This window comes from Natrinema sp. SYSU A 869 (assembly GCF_019879105.1).
Lineage (GTDB): Archaea > Halobacteriota > Halobacteria > Halobacteriales > Natrialbaceae > Natrinema.
Window position 1 is genome coordinate 3,012,430 of record NZ_CP082249.1, and the last position, 26,757, is coordinate 3,039,186.

Here is a 26,757-nt window from a genome sequence, read left to right on the forward strand (position 1 = left end):
TCTTCACTCCACCCTCGCGACCGCGCTCCTCGAGTTCGAATCGACTCCAGACATCAGATACGAATGATAGTTTGTATAGATATGTACATGTGCGACCAAAATCACATCTCATACCGGCTTAATCGGATATAGTGGGTTATTTGGGCTGTATGGGGCCGCTTGTTCTTCCTTTTGTCGCTGTCGAACAGCCTCGAATCCGGCTGCAAGGATAACCGACACAAATGCCCTCAAAGCACGGAAATACCGCTATCTGGCGAGTGAATGGTCGAACTTTCGTTTCTACCTCAGAAGAACTCTTCTCTGATAGATTGGTATAAATATATGAAGAATGGTACGTACTGAACTACGTCTTTGGTTCGGGTTCGAACCGGTCTCTCGAGTCCGATCGACAGCACGGATTCGACCGTCTCGAGTCAGGTCCCACCGAACCGGCTCGCATACTACTCTATCCATGTCACCGTTTCGGATGGGGGTCAGTCCGACAATCCTTATATTGTATACTGAATACTGTATGGTATGGAGGATATTTTCGTCGCTCGGGTCATGTCCTCGTCACTGCACACGGTGACGCCAGACACGCTCGTCGAGGACGCTGCTCAGAAAATGCTCGACAATGAAATCAGTTCGGTCGTCGTCGTCGACGACGACAATCAGCTCGAGGGGATCTTGACGACGACGGACTTCGTTCGGATCGTTGCCGAACAGAAGCCGAAGGATCAGACGTTGGTTTCGAAGTATATGAGCAGCGACGTCGTGACGGCATCCGCTCAAGATAGCATCCGCGACGCCGCGGATGTGATGATCGAACGCGGCTTCCACCATATTCCCGTCGTCGATGAGGACGAGGGCGTCATCGGGATGGTCACCACGTCGGATTTGGCGGGCTACCTCTCGCGCGAGCAGTCGCCGAGTCCGGAGTGAGTTTCGCGGATCGGACCTGGTGACCTCCTTCTGAAGTGAGCGGGGTGCGGCCCCCCTCTTGCACCGTGACCATACGCTGCCGCTCGAGACGCCACTGCCATCTCGTAACTGCGCGAAGCAGAAGCGGTGCGCCCGCAAAGAGAGACGGACGGCTTCTCAGGCGTCACTCGATACTGACCGGTTGCGGAACCGCCAAACCGATCGTACTCGCATCGCGGATCGGCCGCAACATCCTTGCCGGTTCCTACGTCTGTTATACGTACCTCTCGATAGCCCTACCGATGAATACCCACTTATTTCAGTTCATCCCTTATACGATACCGTTTGTCGTCGGCGCAGCGGTCCTCCTGACGCTGGCCGGCTACTCGATCAGACTCGGCCGAGCGAATGGATTCGACAAGACGCTGCTCGCGTTCATCGCTACGATGGCGACATCGGCTCTCTGGGCGCTCATGCGAGCCGTTCAGTTTTCGACGGCCGTACTCGAGCTCAAGCAGGCAGCTCTTGGATTCCTCTATGTCGGGTATCTCGGGTCCTCAGTGTCACTGCTCTGTTTTGCGCTCACGTTCACCGGACGGAAAGATCTCGTCACAAGACAGACGGTCGTCTTGCTCTCGATCGTCCCGGTCGTCGGAATCGTCCTCGCACTGACGAACTGGTCCCACGGATTGCTCTGGACGCTGGAACCCGACCGGGTCGGTGACCTCATCTACATCGATCGCTCCTTTACTGGACTCTTCTTGCTGTTCGTCCTCTACAATACAGCGTCGTCGATAGCCAGCACGGCAATCCTCGTGAGATACTCGTTCACGTCGAAGGAACTCTACCGACGTCAGGCACTCGCGGTGTCAGTCGGAATCGTTTTTCCGATTATAGCCGGGATTCTCTACGTTCTCGAGGCGTATCCGTTCCTCTCGCGCCAGGTCGATCTGACCCCGATCGCGTTCGTGCTCACCGGCCTCTGTTTCGGGTACGCGATATTCAAATTCAGATTCCTCGATATCGTTCCCGTCGCTCGTGATTCGGTAGTCGAGAACATGCGCGACGGCTACGTCGTCCTCGACACCGCCGATCGGATCGTCGACCTCAACCCCGCCGCCCACGCCATCTTTCAGTGTGGCGACGAGATCATCGGCGATCACGTCGACACCGTCCTCTCGACGGTCGAGTCGCTCGTCGACGAGCACGAACACGGGAGCCACATCCAGCAGGAGCTCTCGGTCACGATCGACGGCGACGAACGGTTCCTCGTCGCGACCGTCTCGACGCTATCCAAGGGGTAGAATCGAATCGGACGGCTATTGATTCTCCGCGACGTAACCGATCGACACGCGGTACAGAAGCGCTACCAAGAACTGATCGAGAACGCCACGGACATCGTCTTCGTCTTGGACCCCGATGGGACGATCACGTTCGCGAGCCCCTCGGTCACCCGGTTGTTCGGCGTCTCGCCCGAGTTGATCGTCGGCGAGGATGCATTCGAGTACGTCCACGACGAGGATACGCAGGCGGCTCGCGAAGCATTTGATCGAGCGCTAGACGACCCCAGCAGCCAACCTCGAGTCGAATACCGGGTTCCCGACGACAGTGGCGAGTGGCGCGTCGTCAACGTCGTAGCACGGAACCTCGTCGAGAACTCGTACGTCGAGGGTGTCGTCCTCAACGCGCGGGACATCACCGAGCGCAAGGAACGGGAGCGTGAACTCGAGCGAACGAACGACCAACTCGAGCAGTTCGCCTCCGTGGTCTCCCACGACCTGCGAAATCCGCTCAACGTCGCCAGCGGTCACCTCGAGGTCGTCCGCGAAACCGGGTCGGCGGATTCCCTCGACGAGATCGAACACTCGCTCGACCGCATGGAGACGATAATCGAGGACGTCCTCACGCTCGCTCGGCAGGGCAAATCCATCGGTGAAACCGAACCGCTCTCGCTCGAAACTGTCGCCCGCGACGCGTGGCGTCAGGTCGACATTCGCGGCGCCGAACTCGTCGTCGACGCCGACCGAACCGTCGACGGTGATCGAGATCGTCTCCTCCAACTGTTCGAGAACCTCTTCCGCAACGCGATCGAACACGGCGGGGGCGACGTCACCGTCACCGTCTCCCTCGAGGACGATGGGTTCGCCGTTGCCGACGACGGCCCCGGCATTCCGGAGCCACAGCGGGAGTCCGTCTTCGACTCCGGCTACACGACTGCCGATACCGGGACCGGCTTCGGGCTCGCGATCGTCGAACAGATCGCCGAAGCCCACGGCTGGGACGTGTCCGTCAGAGTGAGCGAGAGCGGCGGCGCACGTATCTCCGTGGCCGTCTCCGATCGTCTCGTCGTATCCTGAGCACTGATGCCAGAGACTCGCCCGTTAGGTCGAGTCAGGGTCAGCGCCGCTCTGGGACCCCTCGTCTTCAGTCATCCACCGAACCGTCTCGTCGAGTTGATCTCGCAACGCACGGACCTCCGTCGGCGTCAGCTCGACGTCCGCGTGGCCCGTCCCGTGGTCGCCGGCCATCGCGTCGATACTGAGAACGACGCGGTGGCCGTCCGCCGATTCGGGTCGGACCGAAACGTCAGCCCGATCGGGATAGTCCCGCGGCGGTCCCAACTCGAGGTCAGTTTCCCCACGTGTGACGCCGATTCGGACGCGCTCCGTGTGCTTGAGGTCGAACGAGTCCGTCCGATCCTCCTCGACGGGGGTCGGCTCCTCGGCCGGAGTGGTGTCCTCTGGCATACGTATCCCTTGTTTACCGCTCCCCTTGGCTGTACGCCTGGCCGACCCCGCGCGGTCTCGGCGGCAGACATCGAGTAGGAACGGCCGTCATTCGCTCGCGGATCGCGGGACGAAGGGGCCGAAATCAGCGGTTCGAGCGGCGATCGTCGCGATCCGGAGTGCGTAGCTCAGTAAGACCATAAAGGGGAGAAAGACGAGTACGACGCCGGCGGCGGCGATCGCCAGCAGAAGCCAAGCGCTCGCGACCGCGTCAGTGATCCGCGCATATGAGACGAGCAATAGGCCGCCGCCGACCAGCGTGGGGAAGCCGACGTAGAGAAGCATCCGCGAGAGGACCGCGAGTTCATGCTGAATGTACAGCGTTTTGAACGTTTGCCGAGCAATCGCGAGAAAGCCGAGTAACTCGATCAACTCCTCGAGCGGTTCCGTCTCATCGAAGGCGTCGCCCCACTCGTCGCGGAACGTCCGCGCCGCGTGGTAGTAGTTGCCCTGATGGTGGCCGAGAACTGCCGACAGCGCCTCGAACGTCCCGAACTCGGCGTCCTCGAGCGCGTCCGAGACCGTCTCCCCGTCCGACTTGAAGGCCTCGATGAATCGCTCGACTTCCGTTCGCTTGGCCGGGTCGACATCGTCCGTGAGCGCGTCGGGAAGCCGCCGGGCGCGGTCGACGGTCGCCGTGACGATGACGTTCAGAAAGGCGGCCGGTGACGCCGGACTGACGCCCGACTCGGTCAGTTCCTCGACGTCCTGCTGAAACTCGGTCATCCCTTCGAACCGAGTCCTGAGATCCGATGTCCAGCCTAATTCTTGGGAGAGGACGAGCTGATTAATCGCCAGTACGATCGTGATGAACGGCAGCGTGCCACCGACGAGTGATCCGTAGAGTGTCACAACGGTCCCCGCGTCGTTTACGGGGAACAACCCAGCAACGTACAGCGCGATGACGGCGACGTACAGGCCAACCGCTAACAGTCCGGCGATCACCAGCCGGTGGCCGTCGAGCATTAGCCAGCGCTTAGCCGGCGACTCGGTTATTTTCTGGTACGTCAACTGGCTCTCCTCACCGTCCGCAGTCGTGGACAGCTCCCGGTCGTGGGCGCTCATATCGACTCGACAACGCCGGTACTGAAAAGAACGGACACGGCACCGCCAACTATTGAAACGGACAGACCACGCGATTGAACCGTTACTCGACGGCGAACATCTCGCCGTCCAGTTGTCGGCCACCGGTCCAGCACTCGCGGGCGAACCAGATGAGATATCCCATCGCGAAGACCGTGGCTGTGGCAGTGAGCAGCCACGGACCGCTGGTGGCCTCGAGCCCGCGGAGTTGGGAGAGCCCGAACCCGCCACAGCCGACAGCGAGTATCCCGATTCCGACCGCGGCGACACGGGGCCAGCCGACGGTCCGATCGCCGATGGCGAGTCGCTCTCGAGTCCCGGCGAGGAGTAATACCACACCGACGGCGGTGAGCCAACCGATCAGTAACAACGTCGACGGAGTCGTCGAGCCACCACTCACGACGAAGAGGCCCGCTAATAGTAGCGTTGCGACGCCGCCACCGGTGAATCCATGGCGAACGACTGTCTTCAGCCCGCTCATTGCGCGGCTGATTTGGCGGGGTCGTAGTTAGTGGTTCCCACTCGTCGCGGCTCGTCGATCAGTCGTCGTCCATCGGTGCCGTCATGGGCTCGACGCGTTCACCGCGTGGCCCCTCGAGATCGATCTTTGGGAGCAGGTCGCGCAGGTAGCGCCCGGTGTGGGAGTCCTCGAGTCGTGCGATGTCTTCGGGGGTACCCGTCGCGACGATTTCGCCACCGTTCTCGCCGCCTTCGGGGCCGAGGTCGATGACGTGATCGGCGTTCTTCACCAGATCGAGTTCGTGCTCGATGACGGCGACGGTGTTGCCGTTGTCGGTCAGCCGGTGGAGGACGTCGATGAGTTTGCGCTCGTCCTCGCTGTGGAGTCCGGTGGTGGGCTCGTCGAGCAGGTAGAGCGTCTCGCCCGAGTCCTTCTTGCCGAGTTCCTCTGCCAGTTTGACCCGCTGAGCCTCCCCGCCGGAAAGGGTGGTCGAGGGCTGGCCGAGTTTCATGTAGTCGAGTCCGACGTCTTTCAGCAGTTTGAGCCGACGGCGGATCTGGCCCGAGGACTCGAAGAAGTCGTAGGCCTCCTCGACGCTCATCTCGAGGACGTCTGCGATGGTCTTGCCCTTGTAGGTGACGTCGAGCGTGGCGTCGTTGTAGCGAGCCCCGTCACACTCCTCGCAGGGAACATAGACGTCGCTCAGGAAGTTCATCTCGATCTTGACGGTGCCCTGGCCGCCACACTCCTCGCAGCGGCCGCCCTTGACGTTGAACGAGAAGCGCCCCTTCTCGTAGCCCCGCTGTTTCGAGAGCTTCGTCGAGGCGAACAGCTCGCGGATGTAGTCAAAGACGCTGGTGTACGTCGCGGGGTTCGATCGTGGAGTCCGGCCGATCGGCGACTGGTCGATCAGCCGGACGGTTTCGATCTGATCGAGTCCCTCGAGGGCGTCATGGTCGCCCGGAATCACGGACGTGTTGTCGTTCATCTGGCGGGCGAGGCTCTTGTAGAACACCTCGTGCATGAGGGTGGACTTCCCGGAGCCGGAGACACCCGTAATGGCGGTAAAGCAGCCCAGCGGGATGTCCACGTCGAGATCCTTGAGATTATGCTGGCGCGCGCCGCGGATCGTCAGCGCGCCGTCGGGGTCGCGTCGCTCATCGGGCACCGGTATCTGCCGCCGACCGGAGAGATAGTCGCCAGTGACGGAGTCCTCGGCCGATTTGACCTCTTCGACGGAGCCGTTGGCGACGACCTCGCCGCCACGCTTGCCGGGACCAGGCCCCATGTCGATGACGGTATCCGCGCGGCGCATCGTCTCCTCGTCGTGTTCGACGACGATCAGGGTGTTCCCGAGGTCGCGTAGCTCTTCTAAGGTGTCCAGTAGCCGGTCGTTGTCCCGCTGGTGGAGCCCGATCGAGGGCTCGTCGAGCACGTAGAGGACGCCGACCAGCCCGGAGCCGATCTGCGTGGCGAGGCGAATCCGCTGGCTCTCACCGCCGGAAAGCGTCGAGGCCTCCCGATCGAGCGTGATGTAGTCGAGGCCGACTTCACACATGAATCCGAGTCGCGCTCGAATCTCCTTTAGAATCTCCTCGGCGATGACCTTCTCGCGCTCGGTGAGGTCTGCTTCCATCGCCTCGAAGTGATCGCGAGCGTCGCCGATACTCATCGCGTTGATCTCCGTGATAGAGGTGTCGTCGACGAGTACTGCTCTCGAGGCGGGCTTCAGCCGCGTTCCGTCACAAGCCGGACACTCCGTGACCGACATGTAGTCCTCGATGTGTTCCCGCGTCGAGTCGGAGTCGGTCTCGAGGTACCGGCGTTCTAAGTTCGGGATGACGCCCTCGAAGTGCTTCTGCTTCCGGCGGGTGCCGTTCTTGGTGCTGCGCTTGAACACCACTTCGCCGTCCGTGCCGTAGAGGAACGCCTGCTGGACGTCCTTCTCGAGGTCTTCGAAGGAAGTCGACAGCGAGACGCCGAAGTGTTCCGCCACGGCGTCGAGGCGGGTCTGGTAGTACGAGCGGTTGTAGCTCCAGGGCTCGAAGACGTGCTTGAGCGGCTTGGACTCGTCTTGCAGGACGAGGTCCTCGTCGACCTCCTTCGTCTCGCCGAGACCCTCACACTCCGGACAGGCACCGTGTGGCGAGTTGAACGAAAACGAACGGGTCTCGATCTCGGGAATATCGATTCCGCAGTGCGTGCAGGCGAGATCTTTCGAGAACTCGACGACGAAACGGTCGTTCTCCTCGGTTTCCTCGCCGAGCGCGCCGGTCCGGCGGGCCTCTTCACCGAGGTCCGCGGCGACCTCTTCGGAGGCGTCTGGGAGGATGACCTTCAGGACGCCCTCGGCCTCGTCGAGCGCCGTCTCGACGCTGTCGATGATGCGCGGGCGGTCCTCAGCGCTTACCTTCACGCGGTCGACGATCACGTCGACGGTGTGATCGAAGTTCTCGTCCAAGTCCGGGTCGTCCATCGTGAGGTCGTACTCCTCGCCGTCGGTCTCGACGCGGGCGTACCCCTCGGAGACGAGTTCCTCGAAGAGGTCCTCGAAGGCACCCTTCTGGTCGCGGACGACGGGTGCCGCGAGTTTGGCCTTCGTTCCCTCGGGGAGTTCAAGGATGCGCTCGACCATGTTTTGTGCACTCTGCTCGCCGACTTCGCGACCGCACTCGGGACAGTGTGGCGTGCCGACGCGGGCGTAGAGGAGCCGCAGATAGTCGTGCAGTTCCGTGACCGTTCCGACGGTCGAGCGGGGGTTGTTCGCGGCGTTCTTCTGGTCGATCGAGATCGCCGGCGAGAGGCCCTCGACGGTCTCGACCTGTGGCTTGTCCATCTGGCCGAGGAAGTTTCGGGCGTACGCCGAGAGGCTCTCGATGTAGCGCCGTTGCCCTTCCGCGTAGACTGTCTCGAACGCCAGCGAGGACTTCCCCGAGCCCGAGAGGCCGGTGACGACGGTGAACTCCTCGCGGGGGATCGTGACGTCGATGTCCTTGAGGTTATGCTCTTCTGCGCCGCGTACGTCGATGTAATCCTTACTCATCGTTCGGTCGCAAATAGACACTGTCTCTCTTGTCGACGCAGTTCCAGATTCATTGTATCTGAGTCAGTGGCCGCAAGGACTTAACGAGTCTGAAAGGCCGATGCCACGTCATTGGTTGGCACATGACACTCGGCCGTCGTCGGTATCGTCACGAATCGGCAGGGAGGTGGAGTTTGGTGTGGCGTGTCGCTCGCGTCCCCCAAAATTAGCCATCCGCTGAACGCTTGCGGGGCGTCGAATCGGACGACTCGTCCCCGCGATTGTGCCACCACTGGCTGGCAATCGCACCGGTCGCGACGGCGACGAGACCGAGGACGACGACGATGTTTACCACTGGAATCAGATAGAGGACGTTGACCGTGATCGCGCCGACGACGAGCGCGAGCCACGGGTTCGGTTTCGGTCCGCGACCGGCCCGCCGGAGCAGCCTCGAGCCGAGGACGATGACACCGACGGTGTTGGAAACTGTCAGCGCGATTGGGAACACGACCGTCAGTGCCTCGAGTCCGGTCCCGACCGGTTCCGGCACGCCGACCGCGACGAGGAGCGACGCGACGGCCATCAGGACCGCGAACGCGACGACGCCGCCGACCAGAATGGCGATGCCGATCACGCCCGTAGTCACCGGTTCCTCGACGATTCGGGTTTCGATCCGCCGAACGGACGACTGGGAGACCGCGAGAACGAGCGCTCCGATGACGACGGTCGCGAGGACGTAGAGCCCGACCGCGAGCGCCAGTTCCTCGAGCGTCGCGGGGTTCGTGACGACGTCCTCGAGGTCGCTTCGGCCGGTGACGGTCGCGGGAACGAGCGTCGACAGTGTGATCGCAGTTACGAGGGTATATCGCGGGGTCATACCGTGGTACAGGTCACGTCTGGCGGGCCCGACGCTCTTCAATCGGTGGGTCCCAACGGCGTCGAGAGCCGCAGTTCCACGGTATCGCAGTTCGACGCGGTCTCAGTTCGGCGGACACGATAAATCGGCCTGCGGTCTGCGAGACGATCAGACCGCTCTTTCGCCTGTATTTATGGATATCGGCTCGAAAGAGGGCGTATGGACGATATCGATCTCGACGAACTCGTGTCCTCGCTGACGTTTCGTGAGGAAAACGAGGCGATCAAGAGTTATCAGAACACGGTGGCAGTCGCCTGCCCGGCCTGTGACTCCCAGTTCGATGACCTCGTCGTCTGCAAAGAGAATCCGGCGAGTCTCAATCTGTCGAAGCAACTGGATTTGTGTGTAGGATCGGCGGACGATCAGGTGGTCATCTTCACGCACAAGAAATAGCGTTCCGGCTCCGCTGAAACCTTTTTCAGCCATTTTAGTGAATATCCCGTTCACTATATGTTCGAACTTATTGTCAGAACTAAACAATCTAAACGTCAATTGTTACTCTAATGGACATAATACGGAAAGTCCTTATCGGTGCCGCTATCGGACTTGCAGCCGCTACCCTCTATGACATACTCAATATAGGAAGCCTTCTGGGGCTTTGAGACAAGTGTCAGACGTAGAACTGGGCAATTGGTAGGTAGTCTCCACATAGAACTCTAACCTGAACTACCTGCAAAGAAGAACAGCAATTCGCTATGTGAACTTGCTTACTGACTAGAGGGTGTCATAGAACTCTTCTCACATCGTGATGATCGTGCTTCCCGGATTGTCTCCGCGTTCGTAGTTTGTGATAGCGACGACGAGGCGAAAGCACAGGGCAAGAAGACGCTCCGTGAGGCAGGGTTATCACGCTATGGGACGGATCTGTGTCACCTTATTCTCGTCTATTAAGGTATTCTTCGAGATTATTGATGATTTCTTCGTCATCAAACCGGAGATCGTTTCGATCGAATCGAATACTCGGTAAAAGACCGGATCGATGTAATATTACATGGTTCTCCAACACTGTAACGTATTTTATCTGTGACATTGGTATAAATTGGCGCCAGGTGACAAGTTTTCCACCTCCACTCCGACGAAGCTCTAACCCAGCCGGAGTAAGCTTATAGGCTCTATCAGACAGCACTGTGTTTGTTGTACTAGATACTGTGACGACGACAACGAGAGCAGTTAACACAGTCAGATATGGAGGAAGCCAAAATGAAAGTAGTCCAACTGGGACCAATCCAGTGACCATGGTGAATATCTGCACTTTTATTCTGTGAGCCCGCGGCCACCTGGAAGTCCATTCTATCAGGACGTTCTCGGATGCGATAGCGGAAGACGCAACCCGATTACGAGCCGTGAGTATGGCAATCTCACCTGCCACAGCTGCGACAATCCCGAGTAGGAACCCAGTCGCACCGACGAGACTTGACACGGGGATGGAAGCCGGGTCAATGAGATAGACAGCGACCACCTCGAGGACACTAAAATGGTAAGCCATCATTGGAACGAGTCCGAGAAGCGGGAAGAGCCAGGCTACCCAACCTGAGTTCAGCCAAGAGGCTATTTGTCCGTTGTCGGTTGTTAGGAATGCCGTCCCGGAACCGATAGTAATACCGATCGTTCCTAGAACGGCGAATGCAAGCACTTTGCTGCGCAAGCCCAAATACTCCACAGTGAACAGAGTAAGCGTCGGCGCAATCAGCGCGGCTACGTAGCTGCCGACGAGCACGCCGAATCGAGGACCCAATCCATCCGGTGAAACTACCGAGTTTTCGGTATTATATTTCATATTTGATTTTGATGTGGGGCGTATAAAGTATTTAGGTACGCTGAAAACTGAGTGTTGACCTCAGCGTGAAGGAGGGAGTTGAAGCGGTTTCTGACGAGTGCTGTTACTGAAGACTCACCGGCCCAAGGTCGCGGGCTGGCCGTCAGCCCGCGACCGGAGCGTACGCGTCGGGACGCCGATACGTTCGTCTCGATCTTCCACCGCCGCGCTACCTCTGCTTCTAGTTCGTGGCGAATCCAGCCACAGAACGTCTGGAATGTGAACTGTTCGGGCAGGTCGCGCCCACCCTTTCGCGGTCGGACGACGGCTGTAAACGGATGCTGAACACATCCAGACGCAGACTTTCTCATGACCAACTCGTCGATACGATTCAGCTGATTACGTCGGTTGGGAAGTACCAGTCTTAGCAGTCACAATGCTGTGAAGATATGATCTCTAAATCAGACCTGATTTCAATGCCACATCCTTCATTAGTCAAACCGATATAGATCGCAGTCGTCGTCGCGAGGACGGCCGCCACTGCCATCACAACCGGCGCCAATGCAGTTGCTGCAAAATAGGCGGCGATCACAGTAGCGATAGTGAAGGTGCCGGCAGATAATACGGCTCCCCATTGAATACTATCGACGGCGTCGTCATCAAGATAGCCCACGTCGTCGCTAATCCCTACTTTCCCATCACAGTGGCTTTGGGCCTGGACCCGACGTCTGCGATTGTTGCCACTCTTGAGAAATCGACTACGCCCTTTTTCGGTTAGATCAACGTCAAGTTCGCCGGCACTCTCTTTTATTTTCCAGTATCCTTTTTCTACACCTTTATTCATTTGTTTAGCAATTTTTTGGGCAGTGAATGTGAGCGATTTCCCGTTAGCAGAGATCTCAACTTTTCCTTCCCAGATGTCCGACGTTTCGCTTTTCCTTCCCGAGTGCGTTCACCTGACCTTTCACTTTTGCCTTACCGTTGGCGACCGTGATCGAATCTGTGAGTTTTTCGAACTTGTTGGCTTTCTGATTGCCAATCGCTTTCTTGTCCTTTGCCGCAGCGGCGGAGCCAGCCATGAGACTGCCACCAATAAGACCGCTAGCTGATTTGAGAACACTACGCCTATTGATATCATTGTAATCTTCTTTCATGACTCCATCAACATTTTATCCCTTACTATATATATATATATAAAATTATCTTTCTCCCACTGGATCGTATCATGGAAAGCCTCCCGTGGGAGGCCGCAGGGTTTGGAAACTGTGTCCAGCAGTACCAACGCCCTGCAAGACGTAGCTTCGGTAGACGACTTCTTGGATGCGGCGGCTACCGAGACAGTACCGCTGTTTGATCATCTTGTGTTCGAGTTTCTGCTGGAGTACGACGTGTTCGCCCCCGGCAGGCGGGGGCGAACACGAGTGCATCAGCCACCAGATCTCTTTCGTGGCTTTCTGCACTGCTACTACGAGGATGTCTACGGTACGCGCCCAGTTACACGAGAACTTCAGAACGGCCTTGTCTGGTATTACTGCGGACTCGACAAACCGCCATCTAGAGACAGGATCAGTCGATCACATCGAGAGGCTCACGATCTCCTCCAGTAGGCACTGAATCTACGTCCGTAATGTCTGGATAGCCTTCGGAACGATGGTGGTGGCAGGATCTGACATCAGTCAGTCGCTGTCGGCGGCGGATCGCCGCCGACGCGACAGTGTAGCCACTCACGAGCGCAGCCCCAATTCAGGGACAGCTACCGGAAGAACCGGTCGTCGGGTGGTTGATTCGCTGGGACAGCTCTGCGCACACCGAGGGCTGTCCAGGCAGCACGAACCACCATCTCACAGAACTCCGTGAACGACCACTCCCAGAGGCGGCGCCCCCCACGGCGGGGCGCCGCCACGTACATCCAGTGGAGGTATCGCCAGACGTTCTGCAGCAACAGACTCACGACAAACAGCAATAACCGAAGCCCAGCGTCCCGTGAACTGGTGAGAGCGAGGCTCTGCTTGGCTAATCGGTAGCTTGATTCGATGCCGAAGCGCTTGCGATAGTGTTCTCGTGCATCCTGTGGTGTGTCAATGAACGGCGCGTCAACGGCGTAGCCGTGACGCGCCACCCCGTGCTCGTCGTATCGTCCTCGCTGGTAGACACAGTCGATGAACACAGGGAATGTTACCCGCCCAGCGAGTTCGTGTTCGATCACGCGACTCCAGCCTCTGCTGAGTTCGTCTTGAATCGTCTCACCCCACTTGACGATTGGCATGATGTAGGCGTAGTTGTGCGCGTACAGCAGTTCGAGACAGGTGCTGTTGTAGAATCCGCGATCAAGGTAGACGGCCTTGACGCGCAGGTCAAGGCCGTCGGGGAGTTCGAGGAACTCATCAAGAGCATCGCTGGTGACTTCGCCAGCGACCAGCTGGCGAACCGCCAGTGTGTATCGCTTGTTACGCACCCGTGCGTAGAGCGTGACGTAGGCGTGAAAGGCAGTGGTTCCTCGTTTCGCCTGCGAGAAATACAGTGACTCCGTCTCGTCCTCGTCACCGTAGTAGGGATCGAGGTGGAGGTCGGCGACGACCTCCACCGGTCGATCTGGAAGCGTCTCAAGAACATCCCGTTGAAGGAGCGTGTTCCCAACCGCTTCAACGGTATCAAGATCGAACTGATCGGTAAGATATCCACGGACGGTATTGGCGTGGGGCGAGTCGTTTGTTTTCTCGCAGACGTGATTGATTGAGGTCCCGCCGGCGCTGGCGCCGGCGAGGACCTCGTACAATTCCTCCGTCGTGACCGCTACATTCTCCCCGAGCTCCAGCGAAAGTTCCTCATCGAGACTGTTGACGACAAAATTAAGCAGGTGCTCTTCTTTTAGCTCGTTGTCTGCTTGGGTTGCTTTCACACCTTCGCCAAGCAGACACTCATCCTAATCCGATGTGATCGACTGAGGATTGATCGCTTTCTCACCGACCTCGAACACATTGTTGACGATGTCTTCGACAGGCTCGTCGAGCAGGCCGCTGTCCGCGGCCTGCTCGACTCAACATACTCTATCGATTCAACCCACGTCGAAGCGATCCAGTACAACGACGCTGCATCGTGGAACTACGACCCAACAGCCGAGGAGTACTACTACGGCTTCGGTTGTACAATCGTCTCAACCGGTTCAAAGATCCCAATTGCAGCGGAATTCACCCAATCCAAGCAAGCATCTCAAGAGACGGCGATGCGCGTCATGCGTGACGCGCTCGCCGTCGGTACGCCGGTCTGGATGCTGGGAGACAGCGCCTACGACGTCCTCGATTGGCACGACCACCTGCTGGCCGCAGGGGTCGTGCCAATCGCTCCGTACAATCCACGAAACACTGACGACCCGAAAGACATCGGGTACAGGGTCGAAGATCGCATCGAGGAACATAGCGAGGACGTTCAGCTGAAGCAATCTATCTTGGACGAGACGTACAACAACCGGACAGGCGTCGAACGAACCAACGACGCGGTCAAGGACTGCGGCCTCGGGCATGTCCGCGCCCGAGGCCGCGTTCACGCACGAACAGAAGTATTTGTTGCGCTCTGTCTACGACTCGTCGTTGCCATCACCAACTACGAGCGAGGAAACGATCCGGGCTGTGAGATATTATGAGATGGATTCTATGACACGCTCGACTATGGTATTCAAAACACAATCATCCGCAAAATAAGAATGTTGATCAGCTAGTGGAGCTATGAAGTATAATTGTATACATAAAATATATTTAACTTCATATCCATTAATTGGAATATGGAACGTCGCCATTTCCTCGCTGGTGTCAGGATCGGCGTCTCAACCACATCTGTTGGGTGTCTCGCAGATAGTCTACCAACTGATGGTAGTGAGAACGGGAATAAAGACAATAATAAATCCCGAATCAGTGATGGAACCAATGAAAAGACAATCAAAAAAGACCCACGAGTCACTAAACCCTCCTACAAGATAGAGCAGTCGGATAAGCCAAATAATCCCGAAGATTTCGACGAGTGGAACGATGAGTACCTCGGCGAACACATGGATACCGAGTCGTCACTCACGTTTGAGACTCTGTCTGTCCCAGTTGGTCATGTACGGGATACTAGCTTCACAGATGTAAATAGTCCAAATAAGGGGGCCTATGAAGTTAGAGTAGTGCAAAATATGGATGACTATAAGGCGGTATTTCACAAAGATGAACTCTATACCGTTGATTTCAACGAGTATATGTTACTCCTTGTTGAGTCTGGTTTCGGCTCCGGTTCAGTTGAACACCGCTGGGCGCGTATGGAAGTGGATGGGGGTATTGTTAATCTCTATGGCTACTATACCGACCCCTACGAACAAACCGACGATATTGACACGTGGTTTTCTGTTCTTAAAGTTGAACAGCCATCCGACGACTTTGAATTTGCTCGCGTGAGTCTCACAGTTGATAAGAAGCGCCGTATCCATTTTAACTCAACAGAAGGGGTCGTCACGCTCAAAGAGTAATGCTCATAGTAGGAAAATAACCTCGCCCCCAATCCTTCGGCCAGTACCGGGTTGTCTACATGCTCACCCTTTACTGACCGAATCGGTACGTTCCAAGTACGAGCCCACCGTCGAGCAACAGCTAGCGAAGAGCAACGTCGACGATCGTCTCCGAAACGTCCACTTCACGTCTCGATCCCCGTAACACGAATCGACTGACCGCTTCCGGAGCCGCGATCGCTGTGACCCGGTCTCGAGCCCGGAAATCAGTACCCGGACCAAAGTGACTTCGGCCGGCAGCCCAAAGGGCGACCATGAGCGAGGACGCCGCGGACGCACTCGCGGTTGAGGACTTCGTCGAGTATTGCCGCACCCAGGCCGGGCTGCTCTCGGGCAGCGTTAAGACGATGGGCGAGGAAGCCGACGAACTCCTCGACGAGATCGATCAGGAGATGGCCGAGATCCGGTCGCGCCTCGAGGCGCTGCCCGACGAGGTAGAGGCGACCGAAACGCCCTCGACCGCGGACGTGCCCGACGCCAGCGAGGTCGACGTCACGGCAATCGAGGAGTTACAGCAGGAACTCGAGGAGAAGCAACTCCTCGTCGAGGCGAAACAGGCCCGGATGCAGGCGTTTCAGGACCTGGCCGCCGACTACACCGAGTTGGCCGAAGAGCTGCCGTCGACCGTCGACGACGGCCAGGAGGCGCTGACTCGCGTCGTCGAGTTCGAAGCCGACGCCGACGCGCCGGTATACTTCGACGAACGACAGACGATGGTCGAGGCGGCGGCTGCGTCGGCCGATTCCGAGACCGAATAACTGGACCGAGCGGAACGGAGCGAGGAACGCGAGCGCTGTGCCGTCCAGCCGCCGATCTGCGCCCGTCTTGTGACACTCACCCGAATCTTCATTGCGCATAGTGTTGTATAGACAACATATGGCGATCGACTACAGCGAGCGCGAGACGTCCTACGAACTCTACCGAAAGGGGAAACGAGAGGGCACTTGGGATCCCGACGAGTATGACCTCGAGCAGGACCGGGAGGACTGGAACCAGTTCGCCGAGGCCGAACAACACCGGTTCCTCGCGACGTGTTCGGGATTTTACGACGGCGAGGAGGACGTCACGCGGACCCTCGCGCCGTACATGATGGCGCTGGATGCCCTGCCGAACGACGAGATGCCGTTCGACACCGTACAGGAGGAGATGTACCTGGCCCAGCAGGTGTACGAGGAGGCCAAGCACACCGACTTCTTCAGCCGATATTTCGAGGAAGTCTTCGGCACCCAAGAGACGGCCCCGTACCGCGAGGGCGGCTATCAGGAGCAGGGGTACAGCACCGACGACCTCTACGACACTGCAGACGACCTGTTGGCGGCGATCGACAGCGGCGACCGAACCGAACTCGTCTATGCGCTCGGCGAGGCCTATCTGAACTATATGGGAATCGTCGAGGCGCAACTCGCCCGCGGCGGCTACCTCAGCTTCGATCAGATGATCGAACTGAAAGCCGAGGAGATGGACCGAGACGTCGTCCTTGAGTCGTTCCAGGCGGCGATTGGCAAGGTCCGACAGGACGAGACGCGCCACATCGAGAACGGACGCTGGGTCATGAGCAAACTGGCTGAGGCCGAACCCGCCATCGTCGTGGACGTCTACGAGCCGCGCATCGAGGAGTACGTCGAGAATCGACTGCTAACGGGTCCCCTTGACGACGACCAGCCGTTCGACGGCTACGACCCGCGGGAGATCGGCGAACAGATAACCCAGTACCTGCAGGACACCGTCGACTACATCGGTGCCGACCGGTTTGAGCGGTACAGTGACGTTCGGGCCGCCCTTCAGGAACGACGAGCCGCCGACTGACGCGTGAGGCCGAAGGCTCCCGCTCTCGTCCGCTGGATCACCTACAGCGCCTCGAGCAGCGTGTCCACGTCCCCCTCGCTGTTGAACGCGTGAATCGACGCGCGGACCGCGTCCGGAGCCGGCAGCGGCCGGACGACGATTCCCCGATCGGCGAGCCGCTCGACAGCCCCCTCCGGGTCGTCGTCGGCGATCGTCACCAGTCCGGACTCGTACTCTCGCGGGCTCAACAGTCGCTCATCCGGAACGCCGTCCTTGAGCCGGTCGGTGAGCGTTTCGATCCGCCGTTGAATCGTCTCGATTCCGATGTCCTCGAGCACGTCGATCGCGTCCGTCAGTCCGGCGTACGGAGCGGGGCTCGCGGTGCCGACCTCGAACCGTTGCGCTCCCGCTGCGTACCGATAGTCGCTGGCGTTCTCATCCGCGACGCTGCGGTAGCCGATCGCGGCGGGGACGAGATCCCGCTCGACGCCGTCGCGGACGAAGAGGAAGCCGGCACCGAAGGGGCCGAGAAGCCACTTGTGGCCCGCTGCGACGACGAAGTCGGCACCCCACTTGTGGACGTCGACGGGTACCTGACCGGGCGACTGCACGGCGTCGACTAGGACCAGCGCTCCGGCGTCGTGAGCGATGTCGACGACTGCTCGGATCGGTAGTCGCGTTCCGTGGGTCCAGGTGAGCGAACTCACACAGAACAGTGTCGCGTCTTCGGCCGCCGCTTTCACGGCCTCGAGATCGAGCCGTCCGTCAGCGGTCTCGAGCACCCGAACTTCGACGCCGTGCTCGCGCTCGAGGCGTTGCCATGGCAGGATCCCCGCCGAATGTTCGAGGTCGGTTCGGACGACGACGTCGTCCTCGTCCCAGTCGAACGCACCTGCAACGCGGTTGATTCCGTCGGTCGTACTCTGTGTGAGTGCGATCTCGCTCGGCGCGGCGTTGAGCAGGTCGGCGACGGCCGTCCGCGCCTCGTCGTAGACGTCGAACGCTGCGGGATACATTCCGTCTGCCGTGGGTGCCTCATACTCGTGGTGCTCGAGCGCCGATTCGGCCGCCTCGACGACGCGGCGCGGGCTCGGGCCGCCGGCACCCCAGTTGCAGTAGACGCCAGACTCGAGGGCCGGCATCGACTCGCGTATCTCGATCGGATCCATTGCATGGTCGTTCGTCCAGTTCCGTGTTCGTTCTGGCGGTTAACCATCGCGGTCGTGCCTCGCCCTGTGGGAGTATATGAATGCCCACAATATACAGGGAACGGCCAATATAATTACCGTTCCTCGGGAATCGTCGATGCTATTGAACGTATGTCCACCATACAGGAACAGCACTGGAACCGACGAGCCGGCGGTTGCGGAGGGACTGCCGGCGGCGAAGCCCGTCGACGTTGACCGGATCGCGCGGGATCCCACGGACATCCCGGAGCCGGTCGACTGGGACGAGCCTCGCGAACACGACATTACGATCCGGACCGAGCGGGTGACCGCCGAGATCGAGCCGGGGGTCACCTTCGAGTACATGACCTTCGAAGGGCAGGCCCTGGACCGATGATCCGGGTCCGGCGCGGCGATCGGGTCACCCTCACGTTCGAGGTCCCCGATCGCGAGCGATCGTCTCGAGGTGCCGTTGTTTGCGGACGCCATCGGCTCGTCGGGACGCCGCTCGTCGCCGCCGTCCTGTTCAACACGGCCGTCGCGATCCGCCAGCAGGGCGGCGAACTCGAGCGGCTCTCCGACTGGACGACCTGGTGCGAACAGTCGTTCGACGATGGGTCCGTCGAGTAGTTTCGACTGTCCGACTCGAGGCGTTACAGTTCGCCTCGCAGGACTACTTCGTTGTCAACCCGCTGGAGCATGTCCTCGGTGATGACATAGTCTTCCTTGTCTTCGCCCTCCCAGCCGACGGAGGCGAGCACCTGCTCCGCCAGGCTGGGGTTGGGATCGACGTAGCCCCTCTTGTTTTCGACTTTCGAGACGATGCCGAGTTCCTTTCCCTCGACATCGACGACCGTCTTGCCGACCGCGTCGTCGGTCAGTGGCGCTGTCATAGTCGTTTCTTACCGCGACCATCCGGGTAAACGAACGGCCGTCTCGTGCCGGTCCCTCCGAGAATGTCCCAATCGTCGCCCGTCGTTCAGCGGTAGTCAACTCCGGCTGCACACGCGTCCCGGGACTATTTGACGCTGGCTCCCGACAATACGGCCACGCGTTCGACCGCGCTCCGATCGCGCCGTGACGGTACTACCACCATGACACAAACACTCGAGATCGACGACGACCTGAAAGACCGACTCGACAGCCACTGTGAGGAGGGCCAATCGCCCGAGGAACTCATCGAGGAACTGGTCTCGATGTACGAGACCGAAGGGGCGTTCCTGCAGGAAGGGTACTCCGAGTAAGGAGGATGGGGCTCGAATCCCCGTCCGTCCCTGCCACTGACGAGACCGATGAGGAAACAGCCAGAGGAGACAGCCGGCGACGACGGACTTGCGTTCGCGGAGACGGTTCCTCGAGACGCTCCGGCTGATCAAGTATGATAGTGGATGACACTCAAGTGGTTGGTCCCCGTATTAGTCGATATGCACCTGCTGGTCGCGCTCGACGACTCGAAGCCGGGGTGGGCAGCACTCGACTTCGCGTGTACGAAACACCCCGACGACGAGCTCACGGTCGTTCACGCGATCGATCCGACCGATAGCAGCTACGGCGAGGTGGCACACCTCGGCCCAGACGTGTTGCTCGAGCGCCAGCAGGAAGCCGCCCGGGAACTGCTCGCGGAAGCCGAGGACCGCGCGGCCGACCACGGCTGCGTGCTCGAGACGGAGACGATTATCGGCCAGCCGTCCGACGCCATCGTCGACTACGCCGCGGCCAACGACGTAGACCGGATCATCGTCGGCAGTCACGGCCGGACCGGCTTCTCGAGGGTGTTGCTGGGCAGCGTGGCGGAGCAGACCGCTCGACAGGCACCCGTTCCGGTGACGATCGTTCGATAACAATCGATTCGAGCCGTTTCGTCGTCAGCAGAGGAACTCCTACCAGCGCATCGAAACAAAGACCGATCGCATCGTTGAGGTCCTCGTAGCGTTCGGTCCCGGAGTCGTTGATCGCGATGTGAGTGAGTTGCTCCGCTGCTGGGGGGTGAAGTTGTTCCGCCGCTGGGGGTGACGTACTCGTGGAGCGGTCGTTGCCCGAGTTACCACTCGCTCTCGCTTGGCATTCCGTCCGGAAACTCGTCGAGTGACGTGGCAACTCTGACCACGACACAAAGGACGCATACATCCGTTCTGTTCGACCTGATTGGATGGCAGAATATCGCGCGATACCGACGTTGTGATCACGGTATTACGCTCTTCCAGTGTCAGGGCCGGTACTCAAGGGATTCCGCCACGTACCGGCGACCGTAACAGGACAAACTAATTAAGGTCCACCACAGTCTGGATTACATGAACGACCGCTACGACGTAGTCATCGCCGGTGCCGGTCCCGCCGGCGCACAGTGTGCCCGCGATCTCGCCGCCAGGGGGTACGACGTCGTCGTCCTTGAGACCGAGGCCGAGGACGAGTTCCCGCGCCAGAGTAACAAGTCCACCGCGGGGACCTTCCACTCCATGATGGCTGCCTTCGGTATCCCTGACGACGTCGTGATGCAGTACACCGACAGCGTCGTCCTCGAGTCGCCGACCGAACACTACGTCCGCGACCAGACCGGCGCGGTGTTGGAGTTCGCGGACTTCAAACGCTATCTGGTGAAAGACAGCTGCGACGACGGGGCCGAGTACCGGTTCGACGCTCGCGTCACCGCGCCGATCATGGAAACGGCGAGATCGTCGGTGTCACCTACAACGGCGACGAAGAGGTTTACGGCGATATTATGATCGACGCGACGGGACCGAGCGCGCCTCTCGCGAAGAAACTCGACATCGTCGATCTCAAACGCGAGAATCACGCCATCGGCATCGAGTACGAGTTCGAGGGGATCGACATCGATCGCCCCGGCTTCGCGGACCTGCGCGACGCTATGATGTTACGACTGGACCACGAGATCGCCCCTGGCGGCTACTCCTGGATCTTCCACACGGGCGAGGACACTGCCAAGGTCGGCCTCTGTTACATCCAGAACGGCAGCCACGACCAGTACAGTCGCGACGATTTCACTATCGACGACTACCTCTCTCACTGGCTCGAGACGGATCCGCGGTTCCGGAACGCCGAACCGATCGAGGGCAAGCAACACCGCGGCTCGGCCCACATTCAGGAACCAACCAAACTCCACACCGATCGGTTCATGGCGATCGGCGATACCGTGCCGACCCTCGACCCGCTCTGGGGCGAAGGGATCAACAAATGCATGCAGTCCGGTCGCGCAGCCGCTGCCACCGCCGACAGCTGTCTCAAACACGATGGCGTCGAGCCGACCGCCGAGAACCTCGAGGTCTATGACACGCTCTGGCACCGCGACGTCGCACCCAACGCCAAGAGCCGGCTGCTGATGACACAGCTCCTCTATCTCGCACCGAACGAGCGCTACGACGACCTCATGCGAGACCTCCAGCGACTCGACGACGACATGCTGGCCGAGGCGAACAAGGGTAACGTCCGCGCCATCGCAAAACTGCTCGAGCCCGGGGACGCACCATTGCTCGTCGACCTCGCGAAACAGCGGCTGGATCTCGATCTCGGATCGCTTCTCTCGTAGGCAAACCGCGGCCCCTCTCGTTCGATAGCCGGTCCGAACCTGACCCGGAAAAACGGTTATAGACGCCGCCTTCGCCGCCAATTTGTATGATCGGTCCGTTATATCCGATAGATGGCGCTCCTCGAGAACCTCCTATTAGTGTTTGTCGCGGGCCTGCTCACGGCGCTGGCGACCGGTCTCGGTGCGCTCCCGTTTTTCTTCTTCGAGGGGATCAGCGACCGGCGAAACGTGGTTCTCTGGGGACTCTCCTCGGGAATCATGGTCTCGGCGTCGCTGTTCGGTCTCGTCGAGGAGGGGCTGGCGGAGGGGACGCCCCTCGAAATCGCGATCGGCATGGTGGCCGGCATCGCGCTCGTCGTCGTGGCCCACGACGTGCTGTTGGACGCTGACATCGATCCACGGACGTACGAGGAGGCCGATTTCAAGAAACTCGTCCTCATTCTCGGGGTCCTGACCGTCCATAGCTTTCCAGAGGGGGTCGCCATCGGCGTCTCCTTCGCCGATCTCGGCCTCGAGGGTGGCACCGAGCTGCTCGGCTTTACGATTCCGGTGCTGGCGATCTTCATGACGATCGCAATCTCGATCCACAACGTTCCAGAGGGGACCGCGATCTCGATCCCCCTGCGCTCGATGGACGTCGCGAACTGGAAACTCGTCTGGTGGGCCGTCTTCTCGAGTCTCCCTCAGCCAATCGGGGCCGTCGTCGCGTTCGCGTTCGTCCGCTACGCCCGCGAGTTCCTGCCCTACGGCTTTGGCTTCGCCGCCGGCGCGATGATCTATCTCGTCCTCACGGAGTTCGTCCCTGAGGCGCTCGAGATCGGCGAACGGCTGCCGTGGGGTGGAAAGCCGGAGTTGGCGGGCGGCATCGTCGTCGGTATCCTCGTGATGGTGCCGCTGACGTTCGTGTAGCGGCGGTCGTGGCCGTCGTCACACCTACTCGAGCACCCGCCCGTGTTCGTCGATCTCTCCGTTCACGATCCGGGTCGAGGAAATGCGCTCGCCATCGTCGGCACGGACGTAGGGCGCGACGATTCCCGACAGCGGCTCGAAGCCGCGCTTCCGGCGGCGGTCGTTGATCACTTCGAGTTCAGGGGCCGTCTCGGGAGAGACTACCAGCGCGTCGATCGACGGCTCGTCGGTGGCAATTCCGTACTCGGTCTCGAGTTCCCGAATTTCGACGTCGCGGTCCCACTCGTCGAGTCCGGCGATGGCGTCCGAGACGGCCCGCACTCGCTCGCCGAACGGTGGGATCGGACGGGGCTCGTGACGCGTCTGGACCGCGAGGTCATCACCCGTCAGTGCAACGACGACGCCGTCCGAACCGAATCGGAGCGCGTGTTCGAACAGCGTTCGATGCCCGTCGTGGAGCGGCCCGAACGTGCCGGCGACTGCGACTCGCATACGCGACTCGAGTACGAGTGTCCCTATAGTTATGTGCGGAACACTGCTCGTTGGACCGATTGCTGTCGTCAGCTCAGGACTCGCGCTCGAGACGTTCGGTGGTCATCGCCACTTCGGCGAACTCGCCCTCGAGGTGGGCTAGCGCGGTGCGGTGGACCGTTTCCGCATCGAAGGTCTCGCCGTCGACGGACCGAGCGAAGGTCGCGGTCGCGTCGCCGACGATAATCGGGTCGAAACCGAGGTTCTCCGCCATTCGCGTCGTCGTCGAGACGCAGTGGTCAGTCGTGAGCCCCGCGATGACGACCGTTTCGAGGCCTCGATCGCGCAGCCAGCCCTCGAGGTCCGTCCCGATGAACGCGCTGTTGACCGATTTCACCATCGTCGGTTCGTCCGTCAGCGGTGCCGTCTCGGGTTTGAACTCGAAGCCGGGGCCGTCGCCTTGGAGCGGCGAGTCGGGTTCCGTCGAATCGTGGCGAACGTGGACGATCGGCCGGCTTCGATCGCGCCAGTGCTCGAGCAGCCGCGCCGCGTTCGTTTCGGCGTCGGGGTTGTTTCGGTCGCCCCACGAGGGGTCGTCGAACCCCCGCTGGAAGTCGATCAGGACGAGGACGGCGTTCGCGAGTCGGGCGCGGTCGACGCCCGATTCGTCGGTTTCAGCTTCGGCGTCCGTCATGGGAGCTGTACAGCGGGTTTCGGATGTGCCCGAGTGATCGTGATTGGACACGTCGACGGCGCTTGCGCGTCGTCTTCCGAGAACATGTACTGGGGCCACTCGGGGGCCTCCCGGGCCCGAACACACCGATCGAGCGTCGCCTGATCCATCAGCGACTGGATGTCAGACTCGTTCATTGATTCTCACATGTCATCCGGTGGAACGTATATTTTGTTTCTCTGACCGTCAGAATAGGGGTCGTATGATGCTGTTATTGCCGATTAGATCTATATTCGCTCGATACGGTCACCGCTCGTCACGACGCCGCCCTCGAGGAGCCGCGCCCGAAGTCCGCCGCGATGGACGAGCGCCTCGCGGATCCCCTGCGCCTCGAGGTGACGCTCGAGATACGAACACGGCTCGCAGTGTTCGATGCCCTTACAGACGACCTCGCCGATCCGAAATCGATCGTCCACTAGGTGGTTCAGCGCAATTCCGGTAGTCGTGAGATTCCGGCGGTGGACGCCAGGCTCGAAGTCGATATCGTAGTCACGCTCGACCGCGGCCAGTGCCTCGCCCTCGATGAGCGTGACGTCGCTGCCCTCGCGGTCGGCGAACGTCCCGTCGGCACTGTAGTAGCGGTCGCCCTCCAGACCGCACTCGGCGGCAGCTCGGACGCGGTCGACTCGTTCCGTCGGTGCTCCCTGTTCCGGCGCGACGTGGATTGCCCGGACCGTTCCTGTCGACGACATGAGCGCGGAGACGGCCGCGATCGAGGTATATCAATCGGTTGCCTCAGACGCGTTCGGGTAACCAGCCGCCGTCGATCTCGAGGTTTTCCCCGCTAACGTAGTCGCTCTTGGGATCAAGGAAGAAGTACAGCGGCCCGATCAGATCCTCGAAGCTCGCGGGTCGGTCGCGGGGCAATTCCTCGGGGAACTCATCGGAGTTCTCGACGACGTACGGCGAGATGGCGTTGACCGTGATTCCGTCGTCCTGCGTGTCCGCCGCGAGCATGCGCGTAAACATCAACACGCCTTTCTTGGCGACGAAATAGGGGAAGTTCTTGGGATTGACGAGCCCCTGCTCGCTTGAGGCGTAGCCGATATTCACGATCCGCCCATACTCGGTTTCTCGCATCCCGGGCAGCGCCCGCTTCGAACAGAGATAGGTCCCAGTGAGATTGGTCTCGAGGACTCGGTTCCAGTCCGCGAACTCGAGGTCGGCCCAGTGGGCGGGCGCGAAGTCGCCGACGTTGTTGACCAGTACGTCGACGGGGCCGAGTTCGGCTTCAACGGCCGCGAAGAGGCCGTCGACGCTCTCGGGATCGGTCACGTCGCCCTGGATCGTCATCGCTGCCTCCGCACCGCGCTCGCGGGCGTCGTCGGCCGCCTCGCGAGCAGCGTCGGCGCTCGTGTGGTAGTGAACCGCCGTCCGCGCGCCGCAGTCGGCCGTCGCCAACAGGAGTTCGCGACCGACACCTTTCGCGCTCCCTGTGACGAGTACCGTCTGTCCTGCGAGGTCGGGTCCCTCCATGCAGTGTCAGTCGGCAACGGCGTGGAAAAATCGCCCGGAAACCGAGCCTCGTCTGTGTCGACGGGACATTGGGTTCCGTAACCCGCGGATTTACGTCGGTGCATGGTCAACCCGCCATCTATGCTAGACACAGTATTACTCGCCGTCGGCCCCGGCGACGCCGACCGCAGCGACGAACTTGCCGAAGCAGTTCTCGAGGTAGCGAAACCAGCCGATGCGACCGTCGTCCTCGCACACGTGTTCAACAGCAGCGAGTACGACGACGTGCTCGACCGCCTCGAGTTCGATCCCGAGATGGACGAGATCGATCCTGACGCGGTGGCAGCGCGTCACGCGACGATCCACGATCTGCAGGATATCCTCGACCAGCACGATGTCGACTACGAGGTCCAGGGCGCGGTCGGCGAACACGGGCCGACGATCGTCGATCTGGCGGCCAGCACTGATGCGGACCGCGTTATCGTTGGCGGGCGACGCCGGTCGCCGACCGGCAAAGCCGTCTTCGGATCGACGGCACAGGAAGTGTTGCTGTCGGCACCCTGTCCTGTCACGTTCGTCCGACACGACGAAGCAGCCGAGTAACTCAGCAACCACTGAGTAGTATCGCTTGGCGGTTTGGTTTGCTACAATAGTGGCAACACCGCTCTATCGGCGCGATTTCCGCAATACTGCAACGACGAGAATACTTAAGCGGGTGGCCTCACCACTGTGACGGTATGGCAATCGATACAGTACTCCTCGCAGTCGGACCGATGGACTCAGTACGTGCACCGGAACTCGCCGAGACGGCACTCGAAATCGCCGAGCCACTCGGTGCGACGGTCGTGATCGGCCACGCCTTCACGGAAGAGGAGTACGAGGATATCTACGATGACCTCGGATTCGATGCCCGCGTCGACGACGTCGACCCCGACGAGGTCGCTGCCCAGCGCGCGCCGGTCCCCGAACTGGCCGACCGCTTCGAGGAGGCCAACATCGAGTACGAGATCAAGGGCGCGCTCGGCGAAGTCAGTACAAAAGTCGTCGACATGGCGATCGACGTCGATGCGGACCGCATGATCGTCGGCGGTCGTCGCCGTTCGCCCGCCGAAAAGGCCGTTCTCGGCTCCGTCTCGCAGGAAATCATCCTACAGGCACCCTGTCCGGTCACCTACTTCCGCGATCTCGACGTGATGGAGTAGCGACGACGCGACGCTCTCGGACCCCGTGTTCC

The 26,757-nt window shown here is 60.2% G+C and carries 28 protein-coding genes and 5 pseudogenes; 16 read left to right on the forward strand and 17 right to left on the reverse strand.

Features of this window, described 5'->3' with window-relative positions; translation table 11 throughout:
• The first annotated feature begins 516 nt into the window (after positions 1-516).
• From K6I40_RS23005 to K6I40_RS23015, 3 genes are all read left to right on the forward strand, one after another.
• Entirely contained in the window at positions 517-921 is a 405-nt protein-coding gene (locus K6I40_RS23005; RefSeq protein WP_222917042.1) for a CBS domain-containing protein, read from the forward strand.
• 281 nt (positions 922-1,202) lie between these two features.
• Complete coding sequence (locus K6I40_RS23010; RefSeq protein WP_222917044.1) at positions 1,203-2,204, forward strand: histidine kinase N-terminal 7TM domain-containing protein; 1,002 nt, start codon at positions 1,203-1,205, stop codon at positions 2,202-2,204.
• A gap of 18 nt (positions 2,205-2,222) precedes the next feature.
• Entirely contained in the window at positions 2,223-3,257 is a 1,035-nt protein-coding gene (locus K6I40_RS23015) for a PAS domain-containing sensor histidine kinase (protein WP_222917046.1), read from the forward strand.
• A gap of 24 nt (positions 3,258-3,281) precedes the next feature.
• On the opposite strand, the gene K6I40_RS23020 is transcribed toward K6I40_RS23015, so the two are convergent.
• From K6I40_RS23020 to K6I40_RS23040, 5 genes are all read right to left on the reverse strand, one after another.
• On the reverse strand, positions 3,282-3,647 hold the full coding sequence (locus K6I40_RS23020; protein ID WP_222917048.1) for a hypothetical protein: 366 nt from the start codon (positions 3,645-3,647) through the stop codon (positions 3,282-3,284).
• An 87-nt stretch (positions 3,648-3,734) separates the two neighbouring features.
• Entirely contained in the window at positions 3,735-4,751 is a 1,017-nt protein-coding gene (locus K6I40_RS23025; RefSeq protein WP_222917050.1) for a hypothetical protein, read from the reverse strand.
• A gap of 82 nt (positions 4,752-4,833) precedes the next feature.
• On the reverse strand, positions 4,834-5,250 hold the full coding sequence (locus K6I40_RS23030; RefSeq protein WP_222917052.1) for a hypothetical protein: 417 nt from the start codon (positions 5,248-5,250) through the stop codon (positions 4,834-4,836).
• Positions 5,251-5,308: 58 nt separating this feature from the next.
• Positions 5,309-8,272 carry an excinuclease ABC subunit UvrA gene (gene uvrA / locus K6I40_RS23035; protein WP_222917060.1) on the reverse strand — a complete coding sequence of 988 codons (2,964 nt, stop codon included), beginning with the start codon at positions 8,270-8,272 and terminating at the stop codon, positions 5,309-5,311.
• Positions 8,273-8,477: 205 nt separating this feature from the next.
• The gene (locus tag K6I40_RS23040) at positions 8,478-9,128 is read right to left on the reverse strand and encodes a hypothetical protein (protein WP_222917063.1); all 651 of its coding nucleotides are present in this window, start codon (positions 9,126-9,128) and stop codon (positions 8,478-8,480) included.
• Between the two features lie 198 nt (positions 9,129-9,326).
• Between K6I40_RS23040 and K6I40_RS23045 the strand changes: the two genes are divergently transcribed.
• Positions 9,327-9,560 (forward strand): hypothetical protein, encoded by a 234-nt coding sequence (locus K6I40_RS23045; RefSeq protein ID WP_222917065.1) that lies wholly within the window; start codon positions 9,327-9,329, stop codon positions 9,558-9,560.
• 481 nt (positions 9,561-10,041) lie between these two features.
• Here K6I40_RS23045 and K6I40_RS23050 read toward each other — a convergent pair whose 3' ends face one another.
• The 4 genes and pseudogenes from K6I40_RS23050 to K6I40_RS23065 form a co-directional block, all read right to left on the reverse strand.
• On the reverse strand, positions 10,042-10,944 hold the full coding sequence (locus K6I40_RS23050) for a hypothetical protein (protein WP_222917067.1): 903 nt from the start codon (positions 10,942-10,944) through the stop codon (positions 10,042-10,044).
• Positions 10,945-11,086: 142 nt separating this feature from the next.
• A pseudogene (locus K6I40_RS23055) lies at positions 11,087-11,249 on the reverse strand (ISH3 family transposase); the annotation flags it as partial.
• A 98-nt stretch (positions 11,250-11,347) separates the two neighbouring features.
• Positions 11,348-11,767 carry a hypothetical protein gene (locus tag K6I40_RS23060; protein ID WP_222917069.1) on the reverse strand — a complete coding sequence of 140 codons (420 nt, stop codon included), beginning with the start codon at positions 11,765-11,767 and terminating at the stop codon, positions 11,348-11,350.
• Positions 11,768-11,822: 55 nt separating this feature from the next.
• On the reverse strand, positions 11,823-12,077 hold the full coding sequence (locus K6I40_RS23065; RefSeq protein ID WP_222917071.1) for a hypothetical protein: 255 nt from the start codon (positions 12,075-12,077) through the stop codon (positions 11,823-11,825).
• A 111-nt stretch (positions 12,078-12,188) separates the two neighbouring features.
• On the opposite strand from K6I40_RS23065, the pseudogene K6I40_RS23070 reads away from it, so the two are divergent.
• A pseudogene (locus K6I40_RS23070) lies at positions 12,189-12,485 on the forward strand (IS5/IS1182 family transposase); the annotation flags it as partial.
• Between the two features lie 191 nt (positions 12,486-12,676).
• Here the strand turns inward: K6I40_RS23070 and K6I40_RS23075 are convergent.
• A complete protein-coding gene (locus tag K6I40_RS23075) occupies positions 12,677-13,822 on the reverse strand; it encodes an ISH3 family transposase (protein ID WP_222913923.1) in 1,146 nt (381 codons plus the stop codon).
• Between the two features lie 48 nt (positions 13,823-13,870).
• Here K6I40_RS23075 and K6I40_RS23080 point away from each other — a divergent pair.
• From K6I40_RS23080 to K6I40_RS23095, 4 genes and pseudogenes are all read left to right on the forward strand, one after another.
• Positions 13,871-14,563: pseudogene (locus K6I40_RS23080) on the forward strand (transposase); the annotation flags it as partial.
• 138 nt (positions 14,564-14,701) lie between these two features.
• Positions 14,702-15,421, forward strand: a complete 720-nt coding sequence (locus K6I40_RS23085; RefSeq protein ID WP_222917073.1) for a hypothetical protein — start codon at positions 14,702-14,704, stop codon at positions 15,419-15,421.
• A gap of 293 nt (positions 15,422-15,714) precedes the next feature.
• Positions 15,715-16,218, forward strand: a complete 504-nt coding sequence (locus K6I40_RS23090; protein ID WP_222917075.1) for a hypothetical protein — start codon at positions 15,715-15,717, stop codon at positions 16,216-16,218.
• 118 nt (positions 16,219-16,336) lie between these two features.
• Positions 16,337-17,266, forward strand: a complete 930-nt coding sequence (locus K6I40_RS23095; RefSeq protein ID WP_222917077.1) for a ribonucleotide reductase — start codon at positions 16,337-16,339, stop codon at positions 17,264-17,266.
• Between the two features lie 41 nt (positions 17,267-17,307).
• Here the strand turns inward: K6I40_RS23095 and K6I40_RS23100 are convergent, their stop codons facing one another.
• Positions 17,308-18,414 (reverse strand): aminotransferase class V-fold PLP-dependent enzyme, encoded by a 1,107-nt coding sequence (locus tag K6I40_RS23100; protein ID WP_222917079.1) that lies wholly within the window; start codon positions 18,412-18,414, stop codon positions 17,308-17,310.
• A gap of 199 nt (positions 18,415-18,613) precedes the next feature.
• Here K6I40_RS23100 and K6I40_RS23105 point away from each other — a divergent pair.
• A pseudogene (locus K6I40_RS23105) lies at positions 18,614-18,858 on the forward strand (multicopper oxidase domain-containing protein); the annotation flags it as partial.
• A gap of 206 nt (positions 18,859-19,064) precedes the next feature.
• On the opposite strand, the gene K6I40_RS23110 reads toward K6I40_RS23105, so the two are convergent.
• Entirely contained in the window at positions 19,065-19,304 is a 240-nt protein-coding gene (locus K6I40_RS23110) for a hypothetical protein (protein ID WP_222917081.1), read from the reverse strand.
• Positions 19,305-19,505: 201 nt separating this feature from the next.
• On the opposite strand from K6I40_RS23110, the gene K6I40_RS23115 reads away from it, so the two are divergent.
• The 4 genes and pseudogenes from K6I40_RS23115 to K6I40_RS23130 all read left to right on the forward strand — a co-directional run bounded on the left by K6I40_RS23115 (position 19,506) and on the right by K6I40_RS23130 (position 22,864).
• Positions 19,506-19,655, forward strand: coding sequence for a ribbon-helix-helix protein, CopG family (locus tag K6I40_RS23115; RefSeq protein ID WP_222917083.1), 150 nt, complete (start codon positions 19,506-19,508; stop codon positions 19,653-19,655).
• Between the two features lie 180 nt (positions 19,656-19,835).
• Positions 19,836-20,252 (forward strand): universal stress protein, encoded by a 417-nt coding sequence (locus K6I40_RS23120; RefSeq protein ID WP_222917085.1) that lies wholly within the window; start codon positions 19,836-19,838, stop codon positions 20,250-20,252.
• A 450-nt stretch (positions 20,253-20,702) separates the two neighbouring features.
• Positions 20,703-21,955: pseudogene (locus K6I40_RS23125) on the forward strand (digeranylgeranylglycerophospholipid reductase).
• Between the two features lie 111 nt (positions 21,956-22,066).
• Positions 22,067-22,864: a ZIP family metal transporter gene (locus K6I40_RS23130; protein WP_222917087.1), complete on the forward strand. Its 798-nt coding sequence runs from the start codon at positions 22,067-22,069 to the stop codon at positions 22,862-22,864.
• Positions 22,865-22,888: 24 nt separating this feature from the next.
• Here the strand turns inward: K6I40_RS23130 and K6I40_RS23135 are convergent, their stop codons facing one another.
• From K6I40_RS23135 to K6I40_RS23155, 5 genes are all read right to left on the reverse strand, one after another.
• On the reverse strand, positions 22,889-23,356 hold the full coding sequence (locus tag K6I40_RS23135) for a pantetheine-phosphate adenylyltransferase (RefSeq protein WP_222917089.1): 468 nt from the start codon (positions 23,354-23,356) through the stop codon (positions 22,889-22,891).
• 73 nt (positions 23,357-23,429) lie between these two features.
• The gene (locus tag K6I40_RS23140) at positions 23,430-24,029 is read right to left on the reverse strand and encodes a cysteine hydrolase family protein (protein WP_222917091.1); all 600 of its coding nucleotides are present in this window, start codon (positions 24,027-24,029) and stop codon (positions 23,430-23,432) included.
• Positions 24,026-24,205, reverse strand: a complete 180-nt coding sequence (locus K6I40_RS23145) for a hypothetical protein (RefSeq protein WP_222920477.1) — start codon at positions 24,203-24,205, stop codon at positions 24,026-24,028. The genes K6I40_RS23140 and K6I40_RS23145 overlap by 4 nt, the downstream gene beginning before the upstream one ends.
• Before the next feature lie 90 nt (positions 24,206-24,295).
• Positions 24,296-24,760, reverse strand: a complete 465-nt coding sequence (locus tag K6I40_RS23150) for an MOSC domain-containing protein (protein WP_222917093.1) — start codon at positions 24,758-24,760, stop codon at positions 24,296-24,298.
• A 43-nt stretch (positions 24,761-24,803) separates the two neighbouring features.
• Positions 24,804-25,544, reverse strand: a complete 741-nt coding sequence (locus K6I40_RS23155) for an SDR family NAD(P)-dependent oxidoreductase (protein WP_222917096.1) — start codon at positions 25,542-25,544, stop codon at positions 24,804-24,806.
• A gap of 120 nt (positions 25,545-25,664) precedes the next feature.
• Here K6I40_RS23155 and K6I40_RS23160 point away from each other — a divergent pair, with 120 nt between their 5' ends.
• Positions 25,665-26,126, forward strand: coding sequence for a universal stress protein (locus tag K6I40_RS23160; protein WP_222917098.1), 462 nt, complete (start codon positions 25,665-25,667; stop codon positions 26,124-26,126).
• A 134-nt stretch (positions 26,127-26,260) separates the two neighbouring features.
• The gene (locus K6I40_RS23165) at positions 26,261-26,725 is read left to right on the forward strand and encodes a universal stress protein (protein ID WP_222917100.1); all 465 of its coding nucleotides are present in this window, start codon (positions 26,261-26,263) and stop codon (positions 26,723-26,725) included.
• The last annotated feature ends 32 nt before the right edge of the window (positions 26,726-26,757 follow it).

What these genes read in the sequence shown, in the direction of transcription:
- K6I40_RS23140 (WP_222917091.1), bottom strand. Translation starts at nt 24,029, where the DNA reads ATGACGGACGCCGAAGCTGAAACCGACGAATCGGGCGTCGACCGCGCC.
- K6I40_RS23085 (WP_222917073.1), top strand. Translation starts at nt 14,702, where the DNA reads ATGGAACGTCGCCATTTCCTCGCTGGTGTCAGGATCGGCGTCTCAACC.
- K6I40_RS23020 (WP_222917048.1), bottom strand. Translation starts at nt 3,647, where the DNA reads ATGCCAGAGGACACCACTCCGGCCGAGGAGCCGACCCCCGTCGAGGAG.
- K6I40_RS23150 (WP_222917093.1), bottom strand. Translation starts at nt 24,760, where the DNA reads ATGTCGTCGACAGGAACGGTCCGGGCAATCCACGTCGCGCCGGAACAG.
- K6I40_RS23120 (WP_222917085.1), top strand. Translation starts at nt 19,836, where the DNA reads ATGCACCTGCTGGTCGCGCTCGACGACTCGAAGCCGGGGTGGGCAGCA.
- K6I40_RS23050 (WP_222917067.1), bottom strand. Translation starts at nt 10,944, where the DNA reads ATGAAATATAATACCGAAAACTCGGTAGTTTCACCGGATGGATTGGGT.
- K6I40_RS23115 (WP_222917083.1), top strand. Translation starts at nt 19,506, where the DNA reads ATGACACAAACACTCGAGATCGACGACGACCTGAAAGACCGACTCGAC.
- K6I40_RS23145 (WP_222920477.1), bottom strand. Translation starts at nt 24,205, where the DNA reads ATGAACGAGTCTGACATCCAGTCGCTGATGGATCAGGCGACGCTCGAT.
- K6I40_RS23155 (WP_222917096.1), bottom strand. Translation starts at nt 25,544, where the DNA reads ATGGAGGGACCCGACCTCGCAGGACAGACGGTACTCGTCACAGGGAGC.
- K6I40_RS23060 (WP_222917069.1), bottom strand. Translation starts at nt 11,767, where the DNA reads ATGAATAAAGGTGTAGAAAAAGGATACTGGAAAATAAAAGAGAGTGCC.
- K6I40_RS23100 (WP_222917079.1), bottom strand. Translation starts at nt 18,414, where the DNA reads ATGGATCCGATCGAGATACGCGAGTCGATGCCGGCCCTCGAGTCTGGC.
- K6I40_RS23065 (WP_222917071.1), bottom strand. Translation starts at nt 12,077, where the DNA reads ATGAAAGAAGATTACAATGATATCAATAGGCGTAGTGTTCTCAAATCA.
- K6I40_RS23135 (WP_222917089.1), bottom strand. Translation starts at nt 23,356, where the DNA reads ATGCGAGTCGCAGTCGCCGGCACGTTCGGGCCGCTCCACGACGGGCAT.
- K6I40_RS23160 (WP_222917098.1), top strand. Translation starts at nt 25,665, where the DNA reads ATGCTAGACACAGTATTACTCGCCGTCGGCCCCGGCGACGCCGACCGC.
- K6I40_RS23130 (WP_222917087.1), top strand. Translation starts at nt 22,067, where the DNA reads ATGGCGCTCCTCGAGAACCTCCTATTAGTGTTTGTCGCGGGCCTGCTC.
- K6I40_RS23010 (WP_222917044.1), top strand. Translation starts at nt 1,203, where the DNA reads ATGAATACCCACTTATTTCAGTTCATCCCTTATACGATACCGTTTGTC.
- K6I40_RS23165 (WP_222917100.1), top strand. Translation starts at nt 26,261, where the DNA reads ATGGCAATCGATACAGTACTCCTCGCAGTCGGACCGATGGACTCAGTA.
- K6I40_RS23040 (WP_222917063.1), bottom strand. Translation starts at nt 9,128, where the DNA reads ATGACCCCGCGATATACCCTCGTAACTGCGATCACACTGTCGACGCTC.
- K6I40_RS23030 (WP_222917052.1), bottom strand. Translation starts at nt 5,250, where the DNA reads ATGAGCGGGCTGAAGACAGTCGTTCGCCATGGATTCACCGGTGGCGGC.
- K6I40_RS23005 (WP_222917042.1), top strand. Translation starts at nt 517, where the DNA reads ATGGAGGATATTTTCGTCGCTCGGGTCATGTCCTCGTCACTGCACACG.
- uvrA (WP_222917060.1), bottom strand. Translation starts at nt 8,272, where the DNA reads ATGAGTAAGGATTACATCGACGTACGCGGCGCAGAAGAGCATAACCTC.
- K6I40_RS23110 (WP_222917081.1), bottom strand. Translation starts at nt 19,304, where the DNA reads ATGACAGCGCCACTGACCGACGACGCGGTCGGCAAGACGGTCGTCGAT.
- K6I40_RS23095 (WP_222917077.1), top strand. Translation starts at nt 16,337, where the DNA reads ATGGCGATCGACTACAGCGAGCGCGAGACGTCCTACGAACTCTACCGA.
- K6I40_RS23025 (WP_222917050.1), bottom strand. Translation starts at nt 4,751, where the DNA reads ATGAGCGCCCACGACCGGGAGCTGTCCACGACTGCGGACGGTGAGGAG.
- K6I40_RS23090 (WP_222917075.1), top strand. Translation starts at nt 15,715, where the DNA reads ATGAGCGAGGACGCCGCGGACGCACTCGCGGTTGAGGACTTCGTCGAG.
- K6I40_RS23045 (WP_222917065.1), top strand. Translation starts at nt 9,327, where the DNA reads ATGGACGATATCGATCTCGACGAACTCGTGTCCTCGCTGACGTTTCGT.